Genomic DNA, 24,881 nt, shown 5'->3' with positions numbered 1-24,881 from the left:
GGGCGGCACGTCATGACGCGTCGCCAAAGGCCTGTTCCGCGCGTGTTCGACAAACTGTTGAAGCTCTACGACCACGACCCTTCGGAGCGATGGTCTTTACTGTTTCCGCGCAGGTTGTCGCTGCCTGCAATTGCCATGACGCTTTCGGTCCAGAGTCGGGGCGAGGGTGCATCGTCCATCGCTCCGCCGTCGATCAGATCAATCGATTGATTCACTTCCGGTTTGTGCGGAAGCGTCATGCCGCTCCATGGCGATTTCGTCCTTTCCCCATACCTCTCCCTCTCCTCCTTCACTAGGTTCGAACAACCACCGCCTGCGGTGGCGTTGGCGCGGCCCGCTTGGCTGCGCACCGAAGACTTCGAAGACTGAGAGAGAGACACCCATGACCATCCGTATTCCCGCACTGGGGCTGGCGATCCGTCGTGCGCTTGCAATCACGGCCACCACAACCCTGGCCGTTCCAGCGCTCGCGCAGCAGGCACCGGAAGCCACCACGCTGGACCGCATCGAAATCACCGGCTCACGCATCCGCCAGGTCGACCTGGAAACCGCACAGCCGGTGCTGACCGTCAGCCGCGCCGACATCGAGCGACAGGGCTTCAACTCCGTTGCCGACATCCTGCAGAACCTGACCGCGACCGGCAGCCCGGCATTGAGCCGCGCCAGCCCGTTGAGCGCCGGCGAAGCCGCCGGCGGCAGCTACGTGAACATGCGTGGCCTCGGTGCGCAGCGCACCCTGGTGCTGGTCAACGGCAAGCGGCTGGGCATGACCACTTCGGGTTTTCAGGACATCTCCAGCATTCCTGCCGCTGCGGTGGAACGCATGGAAGTGCTCAAGGACGGTGCCTCGGCCATCTACGGGTCCGACGCGATGGCCGGCGTGGTGAACATCATCACCCGGCGCAACGTTCAGGGTGTAACCGCCAACGTCTATCACGGCCAATACAGTGAAGGCGACGGTGCCCGTACCCAGTACGACGTGGTTGCCGGCTGGTCCAATGACCGTGCTTCCATCAGCGTTGCTGCCGAGCATGTCGAAGAAAAGGGCGTCTGGGCCAGGGACCGCGGCTTCAGTGCCTATACCTATACCGACGGCCACGCGGATGACGGCTGGACCACGGTCGGCCAGTGGGGTCGCATCACCGGCTTCAAGGGCCCCGGCTGCAGCAACAGCCGGGGCTGCAGCTACTCGCTCGACCGTGGCCGCCAGCCAGGTGGGCCAGACAGCTTCCACCTCAGCGACAACACACCGTTCACCGGTGATGTCAGCAACAGCAACGAGCAGATGCATCTGCAGACGCCGATCAAGCGCGATTCGATCTTCGTCGATGCGCGCGTGGAGCTGAACGACCAGGTCCGTTTCAACACCCAGCTGGCCTACAACCGGCGCACCACCACGCGCCAGATTGCCGGCTATCCCTTCCAGTCCGGCCCAGCCGGCATCACCCCGATGTCGGCCGACAGCTGGTTCAACCCGTTCGGCAGCCATCACGGCTACGACACGCCCAGCGATGTGCACTGGAACCGTCGTACCTGGGAGATTCCTCGCGTCAGCACCAGCGATCTGACCACCTGGCAGGCCGTCGCGGCACTCGAGGGCAACTTCGAATTCGGCGGTCGCGACTTCGACTGGGAAGCGGGTTACCAGTACAACCGCAGTGAGCTGACCCAACGTGCCACCGGCAACCTGCACAAGCAGCGCGTGGCCGATGCCACCGGTCCTTCGTTCTACAACCCGGCAACCGGCAAGGTCGAATGCGGAACGCCGGATGCGCCGATCGCAGGCTGCAAACCCTGGAACCCGCTGGTTCCGTATGGCCAGGACGATCCCTATGGCCTGACCGGCAACACGGAGCTACAGGACTGGCTGTTCCCGGAAGAACTCACCCGCGGCCGCACCACCACCCGCAACCTGTTCGCCAACCTCAGCGGCAGCCTTGCCAGCCTGCCCGCCGGCGAGCTGGCCTTCGCCGTTGGGGCCGAGAGCCGCCGCGAGGACGGCCGCTTCATCCCTGATGCGCTTGCGCAGACCGGTGCCACCACCAACCTCGCGGCAGGCCCCACCGGTGGCGGCTACCGTGTCGACGAGGCCTACCTGGAACTGAGCGTGCCGGTGCTGCGCGACCTCGCCGGTGCCCGCGAACTGACCCTCAGCGCGGCGACACGGTACTCGGACTACTCCACCTTCGGCGGAACCCTCAACAGCAAGTTCGGCTTCACCTGGAAGCCGATCGATCAGCTGCTGGTCCGCGGCACTTGGGCACAGGGCTTCCGTGCGCCGACCATCGCCAACCTGTACGGCGGCGGCTCGGAGACGTTCACCACCGGCTTCCGCGATCCCTGCGATACGGTCCATGGCGCAGCCGCAAGCAGTGCCGAGGTCCGCGCGCGATGTGCTGCCGACATCGCCAACGCCGACACCTACCGCCAGCTCGGCCAGGGCAATGAACCCATCACCGGCAGCAGTGGGCAGACGCCCCTGCCCTTCACCAACGGCTCCAATCCCGACCTGCAGCCGGAAACTTCGACCAGCCGCACTCTGGGCCTGGTCTGGAGCCCGACGTTCGCCGAAGGGCTTCACATCGCACTGGACTGGTGGAAGATCCGCATCGACAACACCATCGTCTCCGACCATCCCAACGACATCCTTCGCGACTGCTACGAGCTGGGTATTGCCGAGCGCTGCAGCAGCTTCACCCGCGACCCGGAGCTGGGCATCGTCAACAAACTCAACTTCGGCAACCGCAACAGCGGCTTCCGCCACGCAGAAGGCTACGACCTGGAGATCGGCCACAAGGTCGAAACCCGCTGGGGCAGGTTGAGCGCCGACTGGAAGTCCACCTATGTGGTCAACGCCGAAGAGAAGACCACCAACGAAGCCGGCGTACCGGCCATCCCCAGCAATGGCATCGCCGGCAATGGCGGCATCGGCTTCCGCGTGCGCTCCAACGCGTCGCTGGGCTGGGAGCATGGCAACCTCGGCCTGACCTGGGGCCTGCGTTACTTCTCCGCCGTCAAGGAACGCTGCCTGGGTGCGGAGGATTATCCGAACGAGTGTTCCCACCCCGACCAGCGCGCGCCGTGGTTCAGCGGTACGCGCGACTACAACCGTCGTGGATCGGTCACCTTCCATGACGTGCAGGCGCGCTACAGACTGCCGTGGGACGCCACCGTTTCAATCGGCGCCAACAACGTGTTCGGCCGCCAGGGCCCGGCCATGTACAGCCAGCCGAGTGCCAACTTCTCCTACTACGGTGGCTTCGACATCGGCCGTTTCATCTACATGAAATACCAGCAGCGCTTCTGATCCACGCACCACGCACGGTGCCCACCACGGCCCTTCGGGGCCGTGGTGGCGTACGCTTCCGGCCGCGTCATCTGCCGGTCGCAAAGCGGTCACATCGGCTACATCGCCAGGCCCGAGCATGCCGGAAACCCGGAGGCCCGCCATGCGCTATGCCATCGTCACCGAGACCTATCCGCCGGAAGTGAACGGCGTTGCCCTCACCGTGCAGGGGCTGGAGCAGGGACTGCGCAATTCCGGCCATGAGATCGACCTGATCCGGCCCCGCCAGGCCAACGAAGCGCTGGACTCCGCACCGGGCACCCTGTTGGTTCCCGGCGCCGCCCTGCCGCGCTACCCCGGCCTGCGCTTCGGCATGCCGGCACCGATCCGGCTCGGTCGCCATTGGCAGCAGCAACGCCCGGATGCCGTCTATGTCGCCACCGAAGGCCCACTGGGTTGGTCGGCGGTGCGCACCGCACGGCGCCTCGGCATCCCGGTGGCCAGTGGCTTCCACACCCGCTTCGACGAGTACCTGCCCGACTACGGCGTGGCCTGGCTACAGGCCGCCGCGATGCGCTGGATGCGCCGCTTCCACAACCAGGCCGATGCAACCCTGGTACCCACCCGCGAACTGCAGCAGTTCCTCGGCGAACAGGGCTTCGAACGCGTACGCCTGCTGGCGCGCGCGGTCGACAGCCAGCAGTTCGATCCGAACCGTCGTGACCCTGCCCTGCGCGAAGAGTGGGGCGTGGACGGCAACGGCCTGGTGGCGATCTACGTTGGCCGCATCGCCGCGGAGAAGAACCTCGGGCTGGCGGTGAAGGCCTTCCGTCGGTTGCAGCAGATCCGTCCGAAGGCCCGCTTCGTGTGGGTGGGCGATGGCCCGGCCCGCGAAAAGCTGGCGCATGAAAATCCCGACTTCATCTTCTGCGGCGTCCAGCGTGGCGATGCGCTTGCACGTCATTTTGCCAGCGGCGATCTGTTCCTGTTCCCCAGCCGCAGCGAGACCTTCGGCAACGTGACCCTTGAAAGCATGGCCAGCGGCGTGGCAACGGTGGCCTTCGACTACGGCGCGGCGCGCGAGTACCTGCGCAATGGCGAGAATGGCGCCGCAGTGGACAACGACGAGCAGTTCATCGACGCGGCCGTGCAACTGGCCGCGAATGACGCGCAGCGCCACATGCTGGGCAGCAACGCCGCACGCGCCATGAAGCGCCTGCATCCGCAGCAGGTGGTGGCGGAATTCGACGCCCTGCTGGCCGAACTGGCCCAGTCGCGGAGGACCGGCCATGCGCACAACGCGGCTTGAACTGCTGGCCGACCGCGAAGCGCGCCTGTGCCGGCGGGCCAACCACTACTGCCGCCGCCGCCGCGTGCGCCGCCTGTTCGCGGTCATCAGCCGGCTCGGTGACGGCGTGTTCTGGTATGTGCTGATGGGCGCCCTGGTGCTGCTTGATGGCTTCGACGGCCTGCGCGCATCGGTGCACATGGCCGCCACCGGCCTGGCCGCGCTGTTGCTGTACAAGGGCCTCAAGCGCTGGACCCGGCGCCCGCGTCCGTATGCCGCCGACCTGCGCATCCGTGCCTGGGTGGCACCGCTGGACGAGTTCAGCTTCCCCTCCGGGCATACCCTGCACGCGGTGTCGTTCACCATCGTGGCGCTGGCCTATTACCCGTGGCTGGCGCCACTGCTGGTGCCGTTCACTGCGGGCGTGGCGCTGTCGCGGGTGGTACTCGGCCTGCACTACCCGTCCGATGTGCTGGCCGCCACCGGCATCGCCATCGGGCTGGCTTCGGCCAGCCTGGCCTGGTTGCCGTTGCCGGTGTAGCCCCCTGGGTCAGATCCGTTTTCCTTCGAAGAGGGATCTGAACCCCACGATGCCGGCGGCGCTACCGTCATCGTTGATGCCCTAGAATGCCCGCATGACCACGTTGTTCATTTCCGACCTGCACCTGGACCCCAGCCGTCCGGAGATCACCGACCTGTTCCTGCGCTTCCTGCGCGAGCAGGCGCCCGGCGCCGATGCGCTGTACATCCTCGGCGACCTGTTCGAAGCCTGGATCGGCGACGACACGCCCTCGCCTGCCGCCGATGCGGTGGCCGATGCACTGAAGGTACTCTCCGACAGCGGCGTGCCGGTGTACTTCATCCGCGGCAACCGCGACTTCCTGCTCGGTGAAGACTATGCGCGCCGTGCCGGCCTGCGCATCCTGCCCGACCCATGCGTGATCGACCTCTACGGTCGCCCGGTGCTGCTGCAGCACGGTGACCTGCTGTGCACCGATGACATTCCCTACCAGCAGTTCCGTGCACAGACGCGTGACCCGGCGTTCCAGGCACAGTTCCTGTCACAGCCGCTGGCAGCGCGTATCGCGTTCGCGCAGAAGGCGCGCGAAGCCAGCCAGGCCCGCCAGTCGGAAATGAAGCAGGGTGATCGCGCGCAGTTCGAGACCGTCACCGACGTGGCGCCGTCCGAAGTCGATGCCACGTTCGCGCGCCATGGCGTGGACACCATGATCCATGGCCACACCCACCGCCCGGCGATCCATTCGCTGCAGGCCGGTGGCCGTGCCTGCACCCGCATCGTGCTGGGTGACTGGTACGAGCAGGGATCGGTGCTGCGCGTGGATGCCGGCGGCTGGTCGCTGGATACGCTCGCGCGCGAATGATGGGTCCGAAGGTGCCAACCAAGGTTGGCATCTACCCGGGCAGGTGCACGTGCCCGGGTAGACGCCGCGCCTGGTCGGCGCCTGGCCTCAGCGGAAGGCCGCGATGGTGGCCTTGGTATTGACCAGCACGCGCTGGTTGTCGGCGGTACTGGCATTGCCCATCGGGATGCCGTTGTAGCTGATGTTCGGGTTCGACCAGTAGTTCAGGCGCGGGCAGCTGCGGGTGCAGTTGTAGGCCATGATCGTGCGCCATCCGGTGCCGGTGGCTGGCTCGTAGCGATAGCCGTGGCCATAGGCGTAGGGCGAGGTGCTCGAGTCGGTGGCGATGTCATGCCGCGCGCTCTGCAGATGGCCGATCTCGTGCGCGAACGAGTAGTAGCCGGTTGCGCAATCCCAGTACACCGCAGCGAACGCCGTCGACGCCGTCGAGCCGATCCCCGACGCCAGGCCGCAGTACGCCGTGTTGTTGATCAGCAGCACGCCCACGTCCGCCGTGTAGGTGTTTCGACTGGTGTGGATGCTGTCCATGTAGCCGTCGCTGGTGCCGCGGAAGCGCGCGAGATCAGTATCGAAGCTGCCCGATTCGGTGTAACTGGTGGTCTCGTAGCGGGCCAGTTCCATGGTGATGCCGACGTTGCTGTTGACATAACCCTGGTTGGATTCGGCCACCGCCAGCTGCACCAGCGACTGCATGTTGCCGCCATAAGCCGCTACCGCTGCATTGGTCGCCACCACCAGCACGCGGATGGTGGCCGGGCTACCGGACGAGGCCTGCGCGATGCCGATGCGGTCGTTGTTGCCCATCGGGATCTTCGGCAGCTGGTTGTAGTCAGCCGGATGATCGGCTGGCATCCTCGATTCGTCGACTTCGACCAGCACGTGGCGGTTACCCAGTGGACGCAGGCGATAAAGCTTGCCGTCCTTGCGGATCGAACCGGTGATGGTGTCGCCCGAACGTACCAGGATCAACGAATTGCCCGGATCGTCCTGGCCGCTGGAGGTGGCGGCGGTCAACCGGTCGGACGGCGAACGGAACTGGCCGTACCAGATGCTGCCACCATCGGGCAGCGCCTCGACCTTGCTGCGCACCGCCTGCACCCGTTTGCCGAGCAGCTCGAATTCCAGCTGCGGCTGCGCCGTAGCCGCCGCGTCGACACGCACTTCCTGCACCGTCGCCGTGGACGGGGTGGCCAGCAGCTTGCCGAGTGCAGGCTCGCTGTTGGCCGATGCCCGGCTGATGACCGTCACCGGTTCGAACAACGGTGCCGCATGCGCGGCTGCCGCCACCGACAAACCCAACACCAGGCCACCTGCCGCTTTGCCAATCGATCTGGACAACATTGTGTCGCTCCTTGAATGATGTGAACAGCGTTGATGCAGCACGCCCGGGTTTGCCGGGTTTGGCCATATGGCCTGCGCGGGTCGTGTGAATTCAATAGAAGATGGGAATGAAAATCAGGAACTGTGATCGACCGCATCTGCGTTAAGTAAGGTCAAAAGCGTCACTACACTTCGCCAATACACCGCTTTCGCGCTACCGTGACGCGGCCACGACGGGGAATGCACATGGCACCAGCGAATGACACGGACGAAGATGTCGGCTTGCTGCGGATCGGCCTGTTCTTCGACGGCACCCGCAACAACGCACACAACCTGGCGCGCGGCCGTCCGCAGGTTCCGCAGCCTCGACCGGCGCAGCTGCGCGCGGACGATGATTCGACCTACCAGAGCCGGCTGACCAGCAGCTACGACAACGGCCTGACCAACATCGCGCGCCTGCAGCAGCTGTATCCGGACAGCCGCCGTGATGCGATGGCCGCTCCCTCGCTGTCGATCTATGTCGAAGGCGTGGGTACCCGCGATGATGCCGACGACGATCTGATCGGGCTGGCCTTCGGCATCGGTGCCAGTGGCGTTCGCGCGAAAGTACAGCGCGCGCTGCAGGTGCTGCTTCCGGCCGCACTGTCGGGACTATCCGCACGCTGGCAGCGACCGCTGCATGGCGTGCAGCTGGACCTGTTCGGTTATTCACGCGGTGCTGCTGCCGCACGTGACATCGCCAACCAACTGCAGGGCTGGGACGGCGTGCGCTGGCGCCAGCTGCTGCAGGCCGCCGGCCTGCCCTGCACTGCGAACTTCGCCCCGGCCACGCCGGCGCTGCGCTTCATCGGACTGTTCGACACCGTTGTTGCAGTCAATGGCGGCCGCGCCGATGAGCGGCCGCAGCTGGCCCTGCACGGCGGCATCGCCGGTCGCGTCGTGCAGCTCACTGCACGCGATGAACATCGACAGCACTATCCGTTGACCAGCGTGGCACCGCCGTTTGCCGAGATCGCCCTACCCGGCGTACACGCGAATATCGGCGGTGGCTACAACCAGCTGGAAGAAGGTCCCAAGCTGCTCAGCCGCCCGCGCCGGCAACAGTTGCGCCGCCCCGCGGTTGCCGACTACCAGGTCCCTCCACTGGCGTTGCTGCAGGCCACCACGGCCTACGCCGAAGCACAGGCCGATGCCGAACGCTGGCGCCAGCAGCTGGGCGTGGGTGAGAAGGAGGTCTGGGTGGATGTCTGGCACCAGTGGCAGCAGCAGCGTCGCGCCGGCAGCCGCAGCGTGCTGTTGTCACCGGTGCTGTATGTGACCGCCGCGGTGGTGCTGCGTCGGCGCATCGACTGGCGCTACCAGCTAATTGCACTGCAGGTGATGCAGCAGCAGGCCATCGACGCCGGCGTGCAATGGACCGCCAATGCCGCCGAGGTTCCTGGCTGGGAGCTGCCGTCCGCCCTGCAGCCGATCGCACGGCGCCTGGTGGCCGGACAGCCGCTGACGCAGACACAGGAGGCGCTGCTGCGCCGGCGTTACCTGATGCAATCGGCGCACTGGAACTTCGATGCACTGGGCGACACCGCACTGACCTACGCGGCCGATGCCGGCGTCAGCGAACTGCCCTACCGGCCGGGTCCCGGCCTGTTCTACATCAACCGGCCGACGGTGGATGGCAAGCGCGTGGTGTTGCCGAACGCCTGAAAATAGGGGACGGAGGGGATCAAGTCGTTTGTGGCACAAACGACTTGATCCCCTCCGTCCCCTTTTCTTCAACCGGCCTGTTCGACCAGGTTGGCGAGCTCATCCGCGTCGAAACCGGCCAGCAGGCGCGCTTCCATGTTGAACGGTCCGTGCAGGTAGCCGCCGGCGTACTCCACCAGCAGTTCCTTGAAACGTGCACGCGGTTCGACGCCGGCGCGGTCGCAGTACCAGCGGTACCAGCGCGAACCGGCAGCCACATGTGCCACTTCCTCGCGCAGGATCACTTCCAGCACATCGGCGGTCTCGCCATCGCCGACATTGCGCAGTTTCCCGATCATGCCGGGCGTCACGTCCAGGCCGCGCGCTTCCAGCACGCGCGGCACCAGCGCCATGCGTGCCAGGCCATCGTGCGCGGTCTTTTCGCACATTTCCCACAGGCCGTTGTGCGCAGGGAAGTCGGCGTAGTCGTGGCCATGCACCTGCAGGCGCTCCCGCAGCAGCATGAAGTGCCTCGATTCGTCGTCGGCACAGCTGACCCAGTCGGCATGGAACGCCGGCGGCAGGCCGCGGAAGCGGTACACCGCGTCCCAGGCCAGGTCGATCGCGTTGAGTTCGATATGCGCGATGGCGTGGATGAAGGCGGCCCGTCCTTCCACACCGCCCAGTCCGCGCCGCGGCACTTCGCGCGGGTGCACCAGCACCAGCTGCGCCGGCCGGCCCGGCATGCGGATCGGCTCTGGCGGTGGCGCGTCGGCAGCCACCTTCAGGCGGCCGGCACGGAACGCAGCGGCGTAGGCCTGGGTCAGCGCAACCTTGCGCAGCGGGTCGGCTTCGGCCAGGCACTGCTGCGCTGCGCGCAGCAGGTCGCCAGCAACATCGGGCACGTCAACCACGCCTGGTCCTCAGGCGCGGCGCTTGTGCTTGGCGTCGTCCGACCGCAGCTGCTGGATGCGCTCGAAGTAGCCCGGTTCAATGCCGGTCGGGTAGTGGCCGTTGAAGCAGGACGAATCGAAGTTGCGCAGCGCCGGATTGCCCTCGCTCACTGCCGCTTCCATGTCTTCCAGGTCCTGGTAGATCAGCCAGTCGCAGCCCAGGTGGGCTTCGATCTCTTCCACGGTGCGGTTGTGCGCGACCAGTTCCTCGGCCGCCGGCATGTCGATGCCGTAGATGTTCGGGTAGCGCACCGGCGGCGCGGCGCTGGCCAGGTAGACCTTGCGCGCGCCCGCGTCACGGGCCATCTGCACGATCTGCTGGCTGGTGGTGCCACGCACGATCGAATCGTCCACCAGCAGCACCACGCGGTTGCGGAACTCCAGGTGGATCGGGTTGAGCTTGCGACGCACCGACTTCACGCGTTCGCCCTGCCCCGGCATGATGAAGGTACGGCCGATGTAGCGGTTCTTGATGAAGCCTTCGCGATACTTCACGCCGAGCACGTTGGAGATCTCAAGCGCAGCGTCGCGCGAGGTATCCGGGATCGGGATGATGGTGTCGATGTCGTGGTCCGGGCGCAGGCGCAGGATCTTCTCGCCCAGCTTGATGCCCATGCGCATGCGCGCCTTGTGCACCGACACGTTGTCGATCATCGAATCCGGGCGTGCGAAATACACGTATTCGAAGATGCACGGGGTGTGCTCGGCCGGCTCGGCGCAGATTTCCGAGAACAGCTCGCCGCGCGCGGTGATCACCAGCGCTTCGCCCGGCTGCACATCGCGCACGCGCTGGAAGCCCAGCACGTCCAGCGCGGCCGACTCGGACGCCACGATGTACTCGTCGCCCTCGGCATGGCTGCGCTTGCCCAGCACCAGCGGACGGATGCCATGCGGGTCGCGGAAGGCGACCAGGCCCAGGCCCAGCACCACGCTGACCACTGCATAGCCACCCTTGCAGCGGCGGTGCACGCCGGCCACCGCGCGGATGGCCGCTTCCGGGCTGAGCTGGCGCTGCTGTTCCAGTTCGTAGGCGAACACGTTCAGCAGCACTTCGCTGTCCGAATCGGTGTTGACGTTGCGGCGGTCCTGTTCGAACACCTGCTGGCGCAGCGCCTCGGTATTGATCAGGTTGCCGTTGTGGGCCAGCGCGATGCCGTACGGCGAATTGACGTAGAACGGCTGCGCCTCGTCCATGCCTTCCGAACCGGCGGTCGGGTAACGCACGTGGGCGATGCCGACGCTGCCTTCCAGGGTGGACATGGTGCGGGCATCGAACACATCGCGGACCAGGCCGGTGGCCTTCTGCACGCGCAGGCGGCTGCCGTTGGCGGTGGCGATGCCCGCCGCGTCCTGGCCACGGTGCTGGAGGACGGTCAAGCCGTCATACAACTGCCCGGCGACGTTCTGGTTGCCGACGATTCCGACGATGCCACACATGGTGCGAGGTCTCCGCTGGGCTGTGCCCAGTTACAAGGAAGGTGGCCGTACCTGGCCGCGGTGGTCGCCGCGCCTGCGGTCGACATTGGCCGGATCGCCCGGCTCGATACTGTCCGGCAGTGCTGGGGCGTCCGGACGCACTTCGGCCGGATCGTAGGAATCGCCCTGTTCCGCTTTCGCAGGCCGCAGCCATCCGCTGCCTGCCACTACCTGGTTGAGGATGCCATTATCGCCTGCCGCGCCCGGCTTTCCCAACCCGGCGCCCGCGTTCTTGCCCAACTCCATCAATGCAGATGGGGACAGCCCGTCGGTCGGCAAGGCCTTGGGCAGCAGATCGGCCCCGGGAACCTCCCAGTGCGGCAGCTTGCTGTTCATCCAGGCAACGGTGGGGTTCAGCAGTGGCCGCACCGCCGAGCGCTGCCAGGAGGGCTCGGCGGTCAGCGGGGTGAAACTGCCCAGCAGGAGCAGGATCGCGGCGATCAGGCCGCCCCGCACGGCGCCCAGCACCCCGCCCAGCAGGCGGTCCAGGCTGGTCAGCATGCTGCGCTGGACCAGAGCCTTGATGACCATGCCGATCACCGCAACCCCGATCATCACGCCGATGCCGACCCCCAGGTAGCCACCGACGAAGTGTTCGCCACCGGGGGCCGCCGGGGCGGCCCACCAATGGGCGGCGTCATTGCCGAAGGCGAAGGCCGCCCACGCGGCCAGCAGCCACGACAGGGTGCCGATGACGATTCCCACGAAGCCGCGCAGCATCCCCAGCAGGGTGGAGGCGGCGATCACGATCAGCAGCACCACGTCGATCATGGCGCCCCGCTCCTTCGGCGGCGCTGGCAACGAGGCTGCGCGTGGGTCATGGGTGCGGTCGGACCATGCCGGCCACGCCGACCTTGGCGGCAACCTGCGCCTTCAGCTGCTCGGCATCGCCACGGTTGGCCACCGGCCCGACGCGGACGCGATGCAGGGTGCCCTTTTCGGTGCGCACCTGCTCGACAAAAGCACTGAAGCCGGCGGCGCGGACCTTGTCGCGCAGGGCGTTGGCATCGTTGGCCTGGCCGAACGCGCCCAGCTGCACGGCAAAGCCGACGCCGCTGGCGGCTGGTGCTGCCGGCGTGGCCGGGGCCGTTGCCGGCTTGCTGGCAGTGGCCTCCGGCTTCGGCTCGGGCTTCGGGGTTTCGGGCTTCGGCGCCGGCTTCGGCGGCTCGGGCTTGGCCGCCGGAGTGGTCGTTGCAGTCGGCGTACTCGGCGGCAGGTTTTCACTGCGCACCGGGTTGCTGGTGGCCGACGGCGCGGTGGCGGCGGATGGGGTACTGGCGCTCGGCGTAGCCGGTGCCGGGGTGGCTGCCACCGGGGCGCTGCTGTCCGCTGCGGCATCCAGGGTGATCACTTCGGCCTTCACATCGGCACGGATCTTCACCGCCTGCAGGCGGGCGGCCTCGGCCTGTGCACGGTCGGCGTACGGCCCCACGCGCACGCGCCATGCCTGGCGGCCGTTGATGGTCGCCGTTTCGGCGAAGCCCGGCAGCTGCGAGCGCTTCAGGTAGGCGATCACCGCATCGGCGTCGGCCTTGCTGCCGTAGGCACCGAAGGTAACCGCATAGTTGCCGGCGGCGACCGTCGGCGAGGTATCCACGGTCGGCGGAGTGGCCGGCGTGGCGGCGTCCTGCAGCGGCTTGGCCTGCCCGGTCTGCAGACCGGTGGCACCACCGGCCGGGGCGACCAGGGGCAGCTCACGGGTTTCGAACTGGCCATCGGCCGGTGCATCCGGCGCGGCGATCGGCACATTGGCCACGCCGCTGTCCGGTGCGGGTCCCTTGACCAGCATCGGCAGGAAAATCACGGCCAGTGCCACCAGCACGATGGCACCAATCAGACGCTGTTTCAGAGGCGTATCCACGTGAGGCAGGCAACTGTCCGGAGATTGGCATCGATTATACGGGTGCCGGACCGGACGGCGTCGGCGTTGGCTGAACGCGTATCAGGCATCGCCCTGCAGCCATTGCAGGGCGGCGGCAGCGGTATGGAAGGAGCCGAACACCAGCACGCGGTCACCGCGCTCGGCCTGGGCCAGCACCTGCGCCAGTGCCTGTTCGACGCTGTCAGCCAGCAGCGCCGTGGCGGCGGCGGTGCCGGCCAGGCGTGCCTGCAGCTGGACGGCGCTCTGCCCGCGCGGGCCTTCCAGCCCGGCCAGGGTCCACTCGCCCACTACGTCCTCCAGCGCCTGCACCACCCCCGCTGCGTCCTTGTCCTGCAGCGCGGCGTACACCGCCAGGGTGCGCCCGGCAGAGACCTCGGCCTTCAGCGCACGCGCCAGCTGGCCCGCCGCCTGCGGGTTGTGGCCGACGTCGACGCGGATCTGCACGCCATCGCGCTCGAATGCCTGCAGCCGGCCGGAAATGCGCGCCGCTGCGACACCGGCGGCCCACGCCGCACGCGGCACCGGCTTGTCCAGCGCGCGCAGCGCGGCGATGGCGGCACCCGCATTGGCCAGCTGGATCGGGCCGGCCAGCGCCGGGGTCGGCAGTTCCATGCGCAGGCCGACATCGCGCCAGCGCCAACGCTGCGCATCGATCGGCTCGTAGAAATAGTCGCTGCCACCACGGATCGCATTGGCGCCAACCAGGTAGGCACGGCGCAGCACGCTCGACGGCGGATCGGTCTCGCCCAGGATCACCGGCTTCCAGCCGCGGATGATGCCGGCCTTCTCGGTCCCGATCGCCTCGCGATCCTCGCCCAGCCACTCGGCATGGTCGATGTCCACGGTCGTGATCACCGCCACGTCAGCATCGACGATGTTGACCGCATCGAGGCGGCCGCCCAGGCCCACTTCCAGTACCGCCAGGTCCAGCCCGGCGTCGGCGAACAGCTGCAGCGCGGCCAGCGTGCCGTACTCGAAATAGGTCAGCGTGATCTCGCCACGCACGGCTTCGATCGTATTGAACGCGGCGACCAGCGCGGCATCGTCCACGTCCTGGCCGTCGATGCGCACGCGCTCGTTGTAGCGCAGCAGGTGCGGCGAGGTGTAGGCACCGACCTTCCAGCCGGCGGCGCGTGCAATGGCTTCGATGAAAGCCACGGTTGAGCCCTTGCCGTTGGTGCCACCGACCACGATGGTGCGCTTGGCCGGCGCGCCCAGGCCCATCGCCGCGGCCACGGCGCGCACGCGCTCCAGGCCCATGTCGATGCTCGCCGGGTGCTGGCGTTCAATGTAGTCCAGCCAGTCGGCCAGGGTGGTCGGGGTGTTCGTCACGGCAGCGGTTCCAGCAGAAGCAGTTGATGCGGGGGATGGATCAGAGAGCGCGGTGCTTGGCTTCGCCGAAGAACGGCGTGTGGTGGGCGCAGTCGTTCAGGCGCACCACTTCCAGGCTGTCCAGGTCGGCGCCTTCGAGCAGGTTGAGCGTGGTCGGTGCCTGGCGGAAAGTCCACAGGCGGGAAAGCGGCAGGCCCAGCACCTTGCACAGGATCACGCGGTTGACCGCATCGTGCGCAACCACCAGCAGAGTGTCGTGCTCGCCGAGGCCTTCGGTGGCGCGGGCCAGCCCGCGCCAACTGCGCTCCAGCACCAGGCGCAGCGATTCGCCGCCGGGCATCAACACCGTATCCGGCTCCTCGCGCCAGGCCTGCAGGCGCGACGGATCCTTCTCGTGGATCTCGCTGGCGAGCAACCCTTCCCATTCACCGTGGGCGATTTCCTGCAGCTCCGGCTCGGTCAGCAGCATGTCGGCGCGGGCGGCGCCAAGCGCCAGCTGCGCGGTGCGCTGCGCGCGCGACAGCGGCGAGGCGACGGCACGGGTGACGTCCACCGAGGCGAGGCGGGCACCCAGTGCCTGGGCCTGGGCTTCACCGATCGGCGAAAGCGGAATATCGATCTGGCCCTGGTAGCGGCCTTCGGCGTTCCACGGCGTTTCGCCGTGGCGGGCAAGCAGGATGCGCATGCGTGCAAGGGGTCCTGGGGGGAGGAGGTTTCCGCGTTTCGTTCACATCCTGTGAAGTACGCGGAACAGGGATGATACCTGTTCGGCGCACCGGGCCGGGCCGGGCATGAAAAAACCCCGCGACGTGGGTCGCGGGGTTTCGGAAACTCCGGCTGTCTGGTCGAGGTTGCCGGCCAGCGGCCGGCACTACCTCACTTCGCCAGGTTCAGTTCCTTCAGCAGCTGCGGCGCCGGCGCCACTTCCTGCATGATCCACTGCATGTAGCGGCTGTCGACGGCGATCATGCGGGTCATCACCGGGTCGAACACCCAGTTGGAGCTGACCGATTCCCAGTTGCCATCGAAGGCCAGGCCGACCAGCTTGCCGTTGGCGTCCAGCACCGGCGAACCCGAGTTGCCACCGGTGATGTCCAGGTTGGACAGGAAGTTCACCGGCACCGAACCAATGCGCTTGTCTTCCAGGCCGCCGTAACGCTTGGCCTTGACCGCATCGAGCAGCGCCTTCGGCGAATCGAACGGATCCTCACCGGTTTCCTTCGCCGCCACGCCTTCCAGGGTGGTGAACGGGGTGTACTTCACGCCGTCCTTGCCATAGCCCATGACGTTCCCGAAGGTGATGCGCAGCGACAGGTTGGCGTCCGGGTAGACGAACTCACCCTGGCTCTTCTTGTAGTCGGCCACGGCCTGCAGGTACAGCGGGCGCGCGGTCAGCGATTCGCCTTCGCGGATCTTCTTCTGCTCTTCCTGCTTCAGCAGTGCCGGCATGACGGCCACGGCGTACTGGATGGCCGGATCGTTGCTGGCCTCAAACGCGGCGCGGTCGGCCTTGAACCATTTCAGGCGTGCATCCAGGCTGCCCAGCTCGGTGCCCGACAGCTTGCCCACCAGCGATTTCACCGCAGCGGCATCGCTGCCGGCCAGCCACTTGTTCAGCACTTCGTTGTCGCGCTGTGCGGCCGGCAGGGCCACGTACTGGTCCAGCCAGTAGGCCTGCAGCTGCTGGTCCATCTTCGCCACGTAGCGGCGGTCCATCTGCTTCAGGCCACCTTCGATGGTGGTCAGGTCGCGTTCCTGGTAACCGGCTTCGCGTTCGGCATCCGGCTTGCTGCGCTCGATCGACAGGCGGTACAGGGTGATCGCCGCGCCAACGGCCGAGGTGTTGTTGAACTGACCGACGAACAGGTCGCGTTCGCGGGTCGACTTGCTGGTATCCAGATGCTTGAGCAGCTGCGCGTGTGCCGCCAGGGCCGGCTTGCCGGCAGCGCCCTGCTTCTTCAGCCACGCCAGCACGGCGGCTTCTTCAGCCTGCTTCTGGCCAGCGGCGTCGATGCGCTTGAAGCCTTCCAGCTGGCCCAGGTAGTTCTTGGCCACGTTGTTCATGCTGGCGGCGGTGGCGGCGTACTTCACCTTGACGTCGGCGTCGGCCTTGCCGGCGTCGGCGATCATCTTCAGCACGGCGTTGTAGTGCTTGGCGATGGTCGGGTAGGTGAAGCTGGCGGTTTCGTTGAATTCACCGGCCAGGGCATAGCGGTTGGTGCGGCCCGGGTAGCCCGCCACCATCACGAAGTCGTCGGCACCCAGCGGCTGGTCGGCGAACTTCAGGAAGTGCTTGGGCTGGTACGGCACGTTGTCGGCGGCGAAGGCGGCCGGCTTGCCGTCCTTGCCGACGTAGGCGCGGTAGAACGAGAAATCGCCGGTGTGGCGCGGCCACATCCAGTTGTCGACGTCGCCGCCGAACTTGCCGACGCTGCCCGGGGGCGCGTAGACCAGGCGCACGTCCTTGATTTCCATGTTGCGGAACAGGCGGTAGGTGTTGCCTCCGGAGAAGCTGTACAGGCGGCAGCGGAAGCCGGCATCGGCTTCACAGGCGGCGACCTGGGCCTTGTCGAAGGCGTCCAGCGCGCGGCTGCGGGCCAGCGGGTCGTTGCCGGCGGCAGCGATGGCGGCCTTGGCCTGGGTGGTGACGTCGGTGATCTGGTCGAGCACGAACACGCGGGCGTTCGGGCCAGCGCTCAGTTCGTCCTTCAGGGTCGGCGCGTTGAAGCCGTCCTTGATCAGGTTCTTCTGCGCGGTCGAATTCAGCTGGATGGCGCCATAAGCGCAGTGGTGGTTGGTGACCACCAGGCCCTGCGGCGAGACGAAGCTGGCGGTGCAGCCGCCGAGGGCGACGACCGCGCCCATCGGGTCGCCGGTCAGGTTGGACAGCTGTTCCGGGGACAGCTTCAGGCCGGCCTTCTGCAGCGGGCCGGCGATTTCCGGCAGCTGCTGCGGCACCCACATGCCTTCAGCGGCATGGGCGACCTGGGCCAGCCCGAGGCTGGCGACGATGGAGAATGCAAGCAGGTTCGAGCGCATGGAGCGGCCCCTGGTAGTGGAACCCTCGATTGTAGCCCGCCGCCCCGCCCCGGCCCGAACCCCGGAAGTCATGGGCCTGCTTCTCGCGCTGCCATGCGCACGTCGGCCGCGCACATGGAATGGTCCAGAGGGGGCGTGGTCACCCTGGCCGGGACCGTTGGCGCCATGGGCCGGGCGCATGCGACTGGCGGGTTGGGCAGGACGCCCAACCCCGGTCTTGCCGTGTGCGCAGGACAGCGCGCACGAGCAAGGCGCCATCGAGCACCATGGATGGGCTTTTGCGTGTCCCGGCCAGGGTGACCACGCCCCCTCCCCCGGAATCAAGGAGGCGCTGCTGTTTGCGGCACGTTCGAAACGCCCGCCGGCGCACGCCTTTCGTTCCGCCAATGCACCCGCAGCGCAACATGGGAAATCCGCGCGGCACCCTATAATCCGCGCTTTCCCCCTGATGAGTTCCACCCCGATGGCGCAGCAAACGATGAAGGCCCTGGTCAAGCGCGAAGCGGCCAAGGGCATCTGGCTGGAAGAAGTTCCGGTGCCGACCCCGGGCCCGAACGAGGTCCTGATCAAGCTGGAGAAGACCGCGATCTGCGGCACCGACCTGCACATCTACCTGTGGGACGAGTGGAGTCAGCGCACCATCAAGCCGGGCCTGACCATCGGCCACGAATTCGTCGGTCGCGTCGCCGCACTCGGCTCGGCCGTGACCGGCTATGAAATCGGCCAGCGCGTCTCGGCCGAAGGCCACATCGTCTGCGGCCACTGCCGCAACTGCCGTGGCGGCCGCCCGCACCTGTGCCCGAACACCGTCGGCATCGGCGTCAACGTCAACGGCGCCTTCGCCGAATACATGGTGATGCCGGCCAGCAACCTGTGGCCGATCCCGGACCAGATCCCGTCGGAGCTGGCTGCGTTCTTCGACCCGTACGGCAATGCCGCGCACTGTGCGCTGGAGTTCAACGTGATCGGCGAGGACGTGCTGATCACCGGTGCCGGCCCGATCGGCATCATCGCCGCCGGCATCTGCAAGCACATCGGTGCGCGCAACGTGGTGGTGACCGACGTCAATGATTTCCGCCTGAAGCTGGCCGCCGACATGGGCGCCACCCGCGTGGTCAACGTGGCCAACCAGTCGCTGAAGGACGTGATGAAGGAACTGCACATGGAGGGCTTCGACGTGGGCCTGGAAATGAGCGGCAACCCGCGTGCGTTCAACGACATGCTCGACTGCATGTACCACGGCGGCAAGATCGCCATGCTCGGCATCATGCCCAAGGGCGCCGGCTGCGACTGGGACAAGATCATCTTCAAGGGCCTGACCGTGCAGGGCATCTACGGCCGCAAGATGTACGAGACCTGGTACAAGATGACCCAGCTGGTGCTGTCCGGCTTCCCGCTCGGCAAGGTGATGACCCACCAGCTGCCGATCGACGACTTCCAGAAGGGCTTCGACCTGATGGAAGAAGGCAAGGCCGGCAAGGTTGTTTTGAGCTGGAATTGACCCTTCGCCGTGCGCGATGGGTGGGTGCCGAGCTTGCTCGGCACACCTTGAAATTGAAAAAGGCGCCCGATGGGCGCCTTTTTCTTTGGTGTTGCCGGCCAGCGGCCGGCACTACCCGTAACGCCTGCGGCGTTACTTGCCGACGGCGACGCTCAGCATCACCCGGCTGTGGGCCAGCTTGCCGGAATTGTCACGGCCGTTGCCGTCGGTGCCGTAGTAGCCCAGGCCGACGTTGAACAGGCCGAACTGGCGCGCGACGCCGACGTTCCAGTCGGTGTAGTCCTTGGCGATGCCGTCCTCGAAGGTGCTGCGACCGACGTTGGCATTCAGGGTGAAGTCCTTCGGCAGGCCCCAGCTGCCGCCCAGGCCGAAGTACCAGCCATCGGTGCTGCTGTTCCAGACATCGTTGGTGTAGGCCACCGTCAGCTTGTAGGTGTCATCCAGCGTGGTGGTGGTGATCAGCTCGTTGTAGTTCTGGTGGCTGGACTTCAGGTAGGTGTAGCGGTTCAGCAGCACGTCGAAGTTGACGCGCTCGGTGACGTCCACGCCGTAGCCGATCAGGTAGTCGACCTCGGTCTTCGGGTCACCCGCACCAAAATCCACGCCCGAGCCCCATACGCCTGCGTACAGGCCAACCGGGCTGGTGTAGGTGAAACCGGCCTGCAGGGTCGGATCCTCGTCGGTCTGCGACACACCACGGAACAGGTAATCGGAAACAGCGGTGACGTTCCAGCTGTACGGCGATTCGTTTTCCTGGGCGCTGGCGGCGAACGGGGCGGCCAGGGTCAGGGCAGCGGCAATGGCGAGGCAGGCACGGGCGTGCTTCATGGGCGTCTCCGAGGGTGGCGGGGGCGGGAAGGGGGAGCGGGCAACCGGCGCCAGACAGGCGCGGTTCACGAATTTTTAACCCGTTTGCTATTGCGATGCAACATGTGCCACCCGTGGCGGTGCCCTGCCCGGCCCGGTCGAAGGCCGTCGTAGCCCGGTAGAATCAACGGTTTCCCCGTTCAGAGCCGTGCCCACGCCATGACCGACGCCTCCTCCGCCCTGACCCGCCACTACGCCGAGGAACTGGACGCCATCCGCGCCCAGGGCCTGTTCAAGTCCGAGCGGATCATCACCAGCCCGCAGTCGGCCGAGATCACCCTCGAGGATGGCCGCAAGGTGCTGAACTTCTGTGCCAACAACTACCTGGGCCTGGCCGACCATCCGGACCTGATCCAGGCCGCCAAGGATGCGCTGGATACCCACGGCTTCGGCATGGCCTCGGTGCGCTTCATCTGCGGTACCCAGGACCTGCACAAGCAGCTGGAGAAGCAGATCGCCGACTTCTTCGGCAAGCAGGACACCATCCTGTACGCGGCCTGTTTCGACGCCAACGGCGGCCTGTTCGAACCGCTGCTCGGTGAGAACGACGCGATCATTTCCGATGCACTGAACCACGCCTCGATCATCGACGGCGTGCGCCTGTGCAAGGCCAAGCGCTTCCGCTACGCCAACTGCGACATGGCCGACCTGGAAGCCCAGCTGCAGGCCGCCGATGCCGCCGGCTGCAAGACCAAGCTGATCACCACCGACGGCGTGTTCTCGATGGACGGCTTCATTGCTCCGCTGGACGAGATCACCGCGCTGGCGAAGAAGTACAACGCGCTGGTGCACATCGACGAATGCCACGCCACCGGCTTCCTCGGTGCCACCGGCCGCGGCTCGGCCGAAGTGAAGGGCGTGCTGGAGAAGATCGACATCATCACCGGCACCCTGGGCAAGGCCATGGGCGGTGCACTGGGCGGCTTCACCTGCGCCAGCGCCGAGGTGATCGAGCTGCTGCGCCAGCGTTCGCGGCCGTACCTGTTCTCCAACTCGCTGCCGCCGCATGTGGTGGCCGCCGGCATCAAGGCGTTCGAGATGCTGGCCGCCGCTGACGACCTGCGCGACACCCTGGTGGAGAACACCCGCTACTTCCGCGAAAAGATGGTCGCCGCCGGTTTCGACGTGAAGCCGGGCGTACACCCGATCAGCCCGGTGATGCTGTACGACGCACCGCTGGCGCAGAAGTTCGCCGAGCGCCTGCTCGAAGAAGGCATCTACGCGATCGGCTTCTTCTTCCCGGTGGTGCCCAAGGGCCAGGCCCGCATCCGCACCCAGATCAGCGCTGCGCACAGCCGCGAGCAGCTGGACCGCGCGATCGATGCGTTCACCCGCATCGGTGTCGAGCTGGGCGTGATCAAGGGTTGATCCCAGCGGTCAAAGCGTGCCGACCAAGGTCGGCACCTACCAGAGCTTGAGGGCGTGCCGACCGAGGTCGGCACCTTCCCAGCATCACTTCTTTTTCTTCTTGCCCTTCGGCTCGTCCTTGCTGGCCACCACCACCGGCTTGGCGGCAGCGTCCTGGCCGTTGCCCTTGGCAACGCGGATGCCGTTGGCCTTCATCCAGGCATCGAACTCATCGGCGGTCATCTTCTTGTCGCCGTTGCTCATCAGGAAGCGGTAGCTGCCGCGGCCATCCAGCTCCGGGGTCTTCACTTCCACCACCGGGGTTTCGGCCGGCGCTTCTGCCTTGGCCACCTTCTTGTGGCCACCACAGGCGGTCAGCAGCACCATCGGCAGCAGCAGGCCTGCGCAGCGCAGGGTTTGGTTGAGGGTCGGGTGGTACATGGGCAGGCTCCGTTCGGGAAGTTCAGCAACCAGGCGCCCCCTACGCCTGGAACGGTGGCCGGCAACCGCCGGCCGCGGGCGATGATCAGCCCGGTGCAGCGGCCCCCAGCCGCCGCTGATCATTGACCTCCAGCATCCGCCACTGGCCCTTGCCGAGATCGCCGAGCTGCAGCCCGCCGATCGCAACCCGGACCAGGCGCAGCACCTGCAGGTCGAAGGCCGCCAGCAGGCGGCGGATGTGGCGGTTGCGGCCCTCGTCGAGGACCACCTCCAGCCACGCGGTCTTGTCGCCGCTGCGCAGCACGCGCACGGCCTGGGCCACGAGGAACTCGCCCTCGTCCTCCACGCCGGCCTGCAGGGCCGCCAGCGTGGCGTCATCGGGCAGGCGGTCGACCTGCACGTGGTACGTCTTCTGCGGACCCGTTTCCGGATCGGTCAGGCGCGCGGCCCACTGCGGATCGTTGCTGAACAGCAACAGCCCTTCACTGGCCTTGTCCAGGCGCCCGACCGGCGCTATCCACGGCAGCCCTGCACCATCGAAACAGCGGTAGACGGTGTCGCGGCCACGCTCGTCCTGCGCGGTGGTCACCACCCCGCGTGGCTTGTTGAGCATCAGGTACAGGCGCTGCGGCGCGCCCATCGGCTGGCCATCGACCTCGATCGGCGGCGCCGGCTGGCCAATCGGGAACTCGGGATCCCGCACGATGCGGCCGGAGACGCGTACGCGGCCCTCGGCAATCCAGCGCGCGGCCTCGCTGCGCGAGCAGACGCCGGCCTTGGACAGCACGCGCGCCAGGCCATGACGGACACCGGCGGCTGTGGCAGCGGGAGTCGCACGCCCACGCGATGCGTGGGAGCGGGCGGCGGGGGCGGCAGGTGGGCGGCGCGTGCGCAAGCCTCTGCTCCCCGCGGCGCTTACTTCTTGTCGACCGGCTTGGTCTCAGCCGGTGCTTCGGCCGGGGCCGGAGTGGCGGCCGGAGCCGGACGCGCCTTGACCACACGCACGCCACGCGCCTTCATCCAGGCGTCGAACTCTTCGGCGGTCATGCGCTTGCCGTTCTGGCTCATGTCGAAGCGCCAGGGCGTGTTGTCGAATTCGGTCTGCGGCTTGTAGGCCGCCGGATCGTTCGGCTTCACCGCCGGTGCGCTCGGAATGGCCTTGGCGATGTTCTGGCAGCCATCGATGCGCAGGCGCTGCAGCACCTGGTCCAGCGACTGCGACGGATCGTAGTTGCTGCTCAGCACGCCGGCCGGCATGCCCAGCTGGTTGCCACGGATGTAGAGCTCGTCGGCCACCGGCGCGATGGTCGTGGCCGGCAACGGCAGCGGCGAGGCGCTGGTGTTGACCGAGCAATCGACCGCAGCGTGGGCGGCGGGAACCAGGGCCAGCGCCAGGACGGCGGCCGATGCAGAGCGCAGCATGAAGGGCATCCAGGAAAGGAAGTGACGCGGCGAGTTTAGCAATGCCGCGACAGCTTTCAAGCGCCACTTTCAATGAATACGGCAACCCATTGGTTTTACGGACAAAAATCCGATGAACGGTTACCCCCGGACCGGCAGGCAACGGATTCCGGGCCGCAGAAACAACAAGACCCGGCCGAAGCCGGGTCCTGCTGTGTCCTACTGGCAGAGCGTCAGAACTTAGTTCTGGACGTTCAGCTCGGTACGACGGTTCTTGGCGCGACCTTCCGGGTTGTCCGAACCATCCGGGTTGGTGTTCGGAGCAATCGGACGGCTCTCGCCGTAGCCGATCGGGCCGACCAGGCGACCGGCGTCAACGCCGTTCTTGGTCAGGTAGTTGTACACGGCGGTAGCACGACGCTCCGACAGCTTCTGGTTGTAAGCGTCGGTACCCTTCGAGTCGGTGTGACCGGCGACTTCAACGCGCAGATCCGGGTAACGCTTCAGGATCTCGGTGGCTTCGCTCAGGATCGCCACGGCGTCCGGACGCAGGTTCGACTTGTCGAAGTCGAAGTTGACGCCCTTCAGGTCGATGGAGACCGGCACCGGGCAACCGTCCGGACCGATGGTCTGACCCGGCTGCGAGTTCGGGCACTTGTCGTCGCAGTTGTTGACGCCGTCACCGTCGTCATCCAGGTCGGCGCAGCTCGGGGCAACCGGAGCCGGAGCCGGAGCAGCCGCGACCGGAGCCGGGCCCAGCGGGATCACGACGCCGACCGAAGCCAGCACGTCGCCGAACCAGCTTTCATCGTTGCCGGCACGCTTCGGGTTCACGCTCTGGTCGTCGAAATCAGCGCGGTAGGCGACCTCGGCACGGACAGCGACGCGCTTCTCGAAGGTGGTCTGCAGACCGACGCCGACCTTGGCGGCAAAGTTGCCGTCCTTGCGGTCAGCCAGGCCACCGCTGATCGGGTTGTACTCTTCTTCCGACTTCTGGTAGCCCAGGCCGGCCAGCAGGTACGGGTTCCAGCCGCGGCCTTCCTTGATGAAGTGGCGACGCAGGTCCAGCGAGACGCCGTACTGCGACCAGTTCATGTCCTTGTTGGCGTCGAAGTTCGGGTTCTGGTAGTTCAGCTCACCGTCCAGCGACCAGTTCGGGCTGATGAACTTGCCCAGGCCCAGGGTGACGAACGGAGCGTCATTGGTCAGGCGGTCGCTGTCCTGGAAGTTGAAGCCGGCCGAACCGGTCAGGTACCAGCGGTCATCGAACTCCTGCGCGGACGCAGCCTGGGCGAAAGCCAGACCACCCAGCAGCGCGGCAGTAAGGATCTTCTTGTTCATTGAGTACAGCTCCTATTTCGGGGGTATGAAACCGGTAGAGGCATGGGCCAGCACTAGTGCGTCGATGTTCGACAGCCGATTCAGCACGCCACCGCCGCGAACATTATGCTCAGGCGGGTGAAGGTCATGTTAACAGTCCCGTAACATGTGAAGTATCGCGCCCGACCCTCCACCGGTCCGACGTTGAAACCCTATACAGGATGATGAAAATCCGCAAGACCCTCACGCTGCAAGGGTTTGACGGGGTTTAAGTGCGGAATACCACATATTGCGCAACAGCTTGCTCCACCCGATTCAGCGTATCTGCTGAAACGTGAGGAACTCTATGATGGAGCCACGTAC

21 protein-coding genes are annotated in these 24,881 nt (G+C 66.6%); 7 read left to right on the top strand and 14 right to left on the bottom strand.

Annotation, left to right across the window (positions count from 1 at the left end; translation table 11 throughout):
* Positions 1-65: 65 nt before the first annotated feature.
* Positions 66-239 (bottom strand): hypothetical protein, encoded by a 174-nt coding sequence (locus AC5P8Y_RS03725; protein ID WP_160314648.1) that lies wholly within the window; start codon positions 237-239, stop codon positions 66-68.
* Between the two features lie 143 nt (positions 240-382).
* Here AC5P8Y_RS03725 and AC5P8Y_RS03720 point away from each other — a divergent pair, with 143 nt between their 5' ends.
* The 4 genes from AC5P8Y_RS03720 (at position 383) to lpxH (ending at position 5,956) form a co-directional block, all read left to right on the top strand.
* On the top strand, positions 383-3,307 hold the full coding sequence (locus AC5P8Y_RS03720; RefSeq protein WP_111188645.1) for a TonB-dependent receptor plug domain-containing protein: 2,925 nt from the start codon (positions 383-385) through the stop codon (positions 3,305-3,307).
* Positions 3,308-3,449: 142 nt separating this feature from the next.
* Entirely contained in the window at positions 3,450-4,595 is a 1,146-nt protein-coding gene (locus AC5P8Y_RS03715; protein WP_049403851.1) for a glycosyltransferase family 4 protein, read from the top strand.
* On the top strand, positions 4,576-5,115 hold the full coding sequence (locus AC5P8Y_RS03710) for a phosphatase PAP2 family protein (protein WP_005408251.1): 540 nt from the start codon (positions 4,576-4,578) through the stop codon (positions 5,113-5,115). The genes AC5P8Y_RS03715 and AC5P8Y_RS03710 overlap by 20 nt, the downstream gene beginning before the upstream one ends.
* A gap of 94 nt (positions 5,116-5,209) precedes the next feature.
* Positions 5,210-5,956: a UDP-2,3-diacylglucosamine diphosphatase gene (gene lpxH / locus AC5P8Y_RS03705; protein ID WP_033835457.1), complete on the top strand. Its 747-nt coding sequence runs from the start codon at positions 5,210-5,212 to the stop codon at positions 5,954-5,956.
* A gap of 87 nt (positions 5,957-6,043) precedes the next feature.
* Here the strand turns inward: lpxH and AC5P8Y_RS03700 are convergent, their stop codons facing one another.
* Entirely contained in the window at positions 6,044-7,297 is a 1,254-nt protein-coding gene (locus AC5P8Y_RS03700) for a M12 family metallo-peptidase (RefSeq protein ID WP_033835456.1), read from the bottom strand.
* A 225-nt stretch (positions 7,298-7,522) separates the two neighbouring features.
* Here AC5P8Y_RS03700 and AC5P8Y_RS03695 point away from each other — a divergent pair, with 225 nt between their 5' ends.
* Positions 7,523-8,980 carry a T6SS phospholipase effector Tle1-like catalytic domain-containing protein gene (locus AC5P8Y_RS03695; protein ID WP_111188646.1) on the top strand — a complete coding sequence of 486 codons (1,458 nt, stop codon included), beginning with the start codon at positions 7,523-7,525 and terminating at the stop codon, positions 8,978-8,980.
* 68 nt (positions 8,981-9,048) lie between these two features.
* On the opposite strand, the gene AC5P8Y_RS03690 is transcribed toward AC5P8Y_RS03695, so the two are convergent.
* From AC5P8Y_RS03690 to AC5P8Y_RS03660, 7 genes are all read right to left on the bottom strand, one after another.
* Positions 9,049-9,873: a ferritin-like domain-containing protein gene (locus AC5P8Y_RS03690; RefSeq protein ID WP_049403849.1), complete on the bottom strand. Its 825-nt coding sequence runs from the start codon at positions 9,871-9,873 to the stop codon at positions 9,049-9,051.
* A gap of 9 nt (positions 9,874-9,882) precedes the next feature.
* Positions 9,883-11,349, bottom strand: coding sequence for an amidophosphoribosyltransferase (gene purF / locus AC5P8Y_RS03685; protein WP_005408246.1), 1,467 nt, complete (start codon positions 11,347-11,349; stop codon positions 9,883-9,885).
* Between the two features lie 30 nt (positions 11,350-11,379).
* Positions 11,380-12,159 carry a CvpA family protein gene (locus tag AC5P8Y_RS03680; protein ID WP_049403848.1) on the bottom strand — a complete coding sequence of 260 codons (780 nt, stop codon included), beginning with the start codon at positions 12,157-12,159 and terminating at the stop codon, positions 11,380-11,382.
* Positions 12,160-12,205: 46 nt separating this feature from the next.
* Positions 12,206-13,249 (bottom strand): SPOR domain-containing protein, encoded by a 1,044-nt coding sequence (locus tag AC5P8Y_RS03675; protein ID WP_049403846.1) that lies wholly within the window; start codon positions 13,247-13,249, stop codon positions 12,206-12,208.
* Positions 13,250-13,330: 81 nt separating this feature from the next.
* Complete coding sequence (folC, locus tag AC5P8Y_RS03670) at positions 13,331-14,602, bottom strand: bifunctional tetrahydrofolate synthase/dihydrofolate synthase (protein WP_049403845.1); 1,272 nt, start codon at positions 14,600-14,602, stop codon at positions 13,331-13,333.
* 40 nt (positions 14,603-14,642) lie between these two features.
* On the bottom strand, positions 14,643-15,287 hold the full coding sequence (locus AC5P8Y_RS03665; RefSeq protein ID WP_049403843.1) for a histidine phosphatase family protein: 645 nt from the start codon (positions 15,285-15,287) through the stop codon (positions 14,643-14,645).
* Positions 15,288-15,478: 191 nt separating this feature from the next.
* Positions 15,479-17,641, bottom strand: a complete 2,163-nt coding sequence (locus AC5P8Y_RS03660) for a S46 family peptidase (RefSeq protein WP_005412359.1) — start codon at positions 17,639-17,641, stop codon at positions 15,479-15,481.
* A 478-nt stretch (positions 17,642-18,119) separates the two neighbouring features.
* Here AC5P8Y_RS03660 and tdh point away from each other — a divergent pair, with 478 nt between their 5' ends.
* The gene (gene tdh, locus AC5P8Y_RS03655; protein WP_010483949.1) at positions 18,120-19,142 is read left to right on the top strand and encodes an L-threonine 3-dehydrogenase; all 1,023 of its coding nucleotides are present in this window, start codon (positions 18,120-18,122) and stop codon (positions 19,140-19,142) included.
* 132 nt (positions 19,143-19,274) lie between these two features.
* On the opposite strand, the gene AC5P8Y_RS03650 is transcribed toward tdh, so the two are convergent.
* Positions 19,275-19,970 carry a TorF family putative porin gene (locus tag AC5P8Y_RS03650; protein WP_005412357.1) on the bottom strand — a complete coding sequence of 232 codons (696 nt, stop codon included), beginning with the start codon at positions 19,968-19,970 and terminating at the stop codon, positions 19,275-19,277.
* Between the two features lie 198 nt (positions 19,971-20,168).
* On the opposite strand from AC5P8Y_RS03650, the gene kbl reads away from it, so the two are divergent.
* Positions 20,169-21,377: a glycine C-acetyltransferase gene (gene kbl / locus AC5P8Y_RS03645; RefSeq protein ID WP_049403840.1), complete on the top strand. Its 1,209-nt coding sequence runs from the start codon at positions 20,169-20,171 to the stop codon at positions 21,375-21,377.
* An 84-nt stretch (positions 21,378-21,461) separates the two neighbouring features.
* Here kbl and AC5P8Y_RS03640 read toward each other — a convergent pair whose 3' ends face one another.
* From AC5P8Y_RS03640 to AC5P8Y_RS03625, 4 genes are all read right to left on the bottom strand, one after another.
* Positions 21,462-21,797, bottom strand: a complete 336-nt coding sequence (locus AC5P8Y_RS03640) for a hypothetical protein (RefSeq protein ID WP_049454677.1) — start codon at positions 21,795-21,797, stop codon at positions 21,462-21,464.
* Between the two features lie 85 nt (positions 21,798-21,882).
* Positions 21,883-22,692 (bottom strand): pseudouridine synthase, encoded by an 810-nt coding sequence (locus tag AC5P8Y_RS03635; protein WP_329771619.1) that lies wholly within the window; start codon positions 22,690-22,692, stop codon positions 21,883-21,885.
* Positions 22,693-22,712: 20 nt separating this feature from the next.
* On the bottom strand, positions 22,713-23,219 hold the full coding sequence (locus AC5P8Y_RS03630; protein ID WP_005408235.1) for a hypothetical protein: 507 nt from the start codon (positions 23,217-23,219) through the stop codon (positions 22,713-22,715).
* Positions 23,220-23,438: 219 nt separating this feature from the next.
* The gene (locus AC5P8Y_RS03625; protein ID WP_005408234.1) at positions 23,439-24,539 is read right to left on the bottom strand and encodes an OmpA family protein; all 1,101 of its coding nucleotides are present in this window, start codon (positions 24,537-24,539) and stop codon (positions 23,439-23,441) included.
* Positions 24,540-24,881: the final 342 nt, after the last annotated feature.

The organism is Stenotrophomonas sp. YJH_SMC_12-1, from assembly GCF_059370935.1.
Note: the sequence above shows the minus strand (reverse complement) of the source record. Positions and strands in the feature narration are given on the sequence as shown.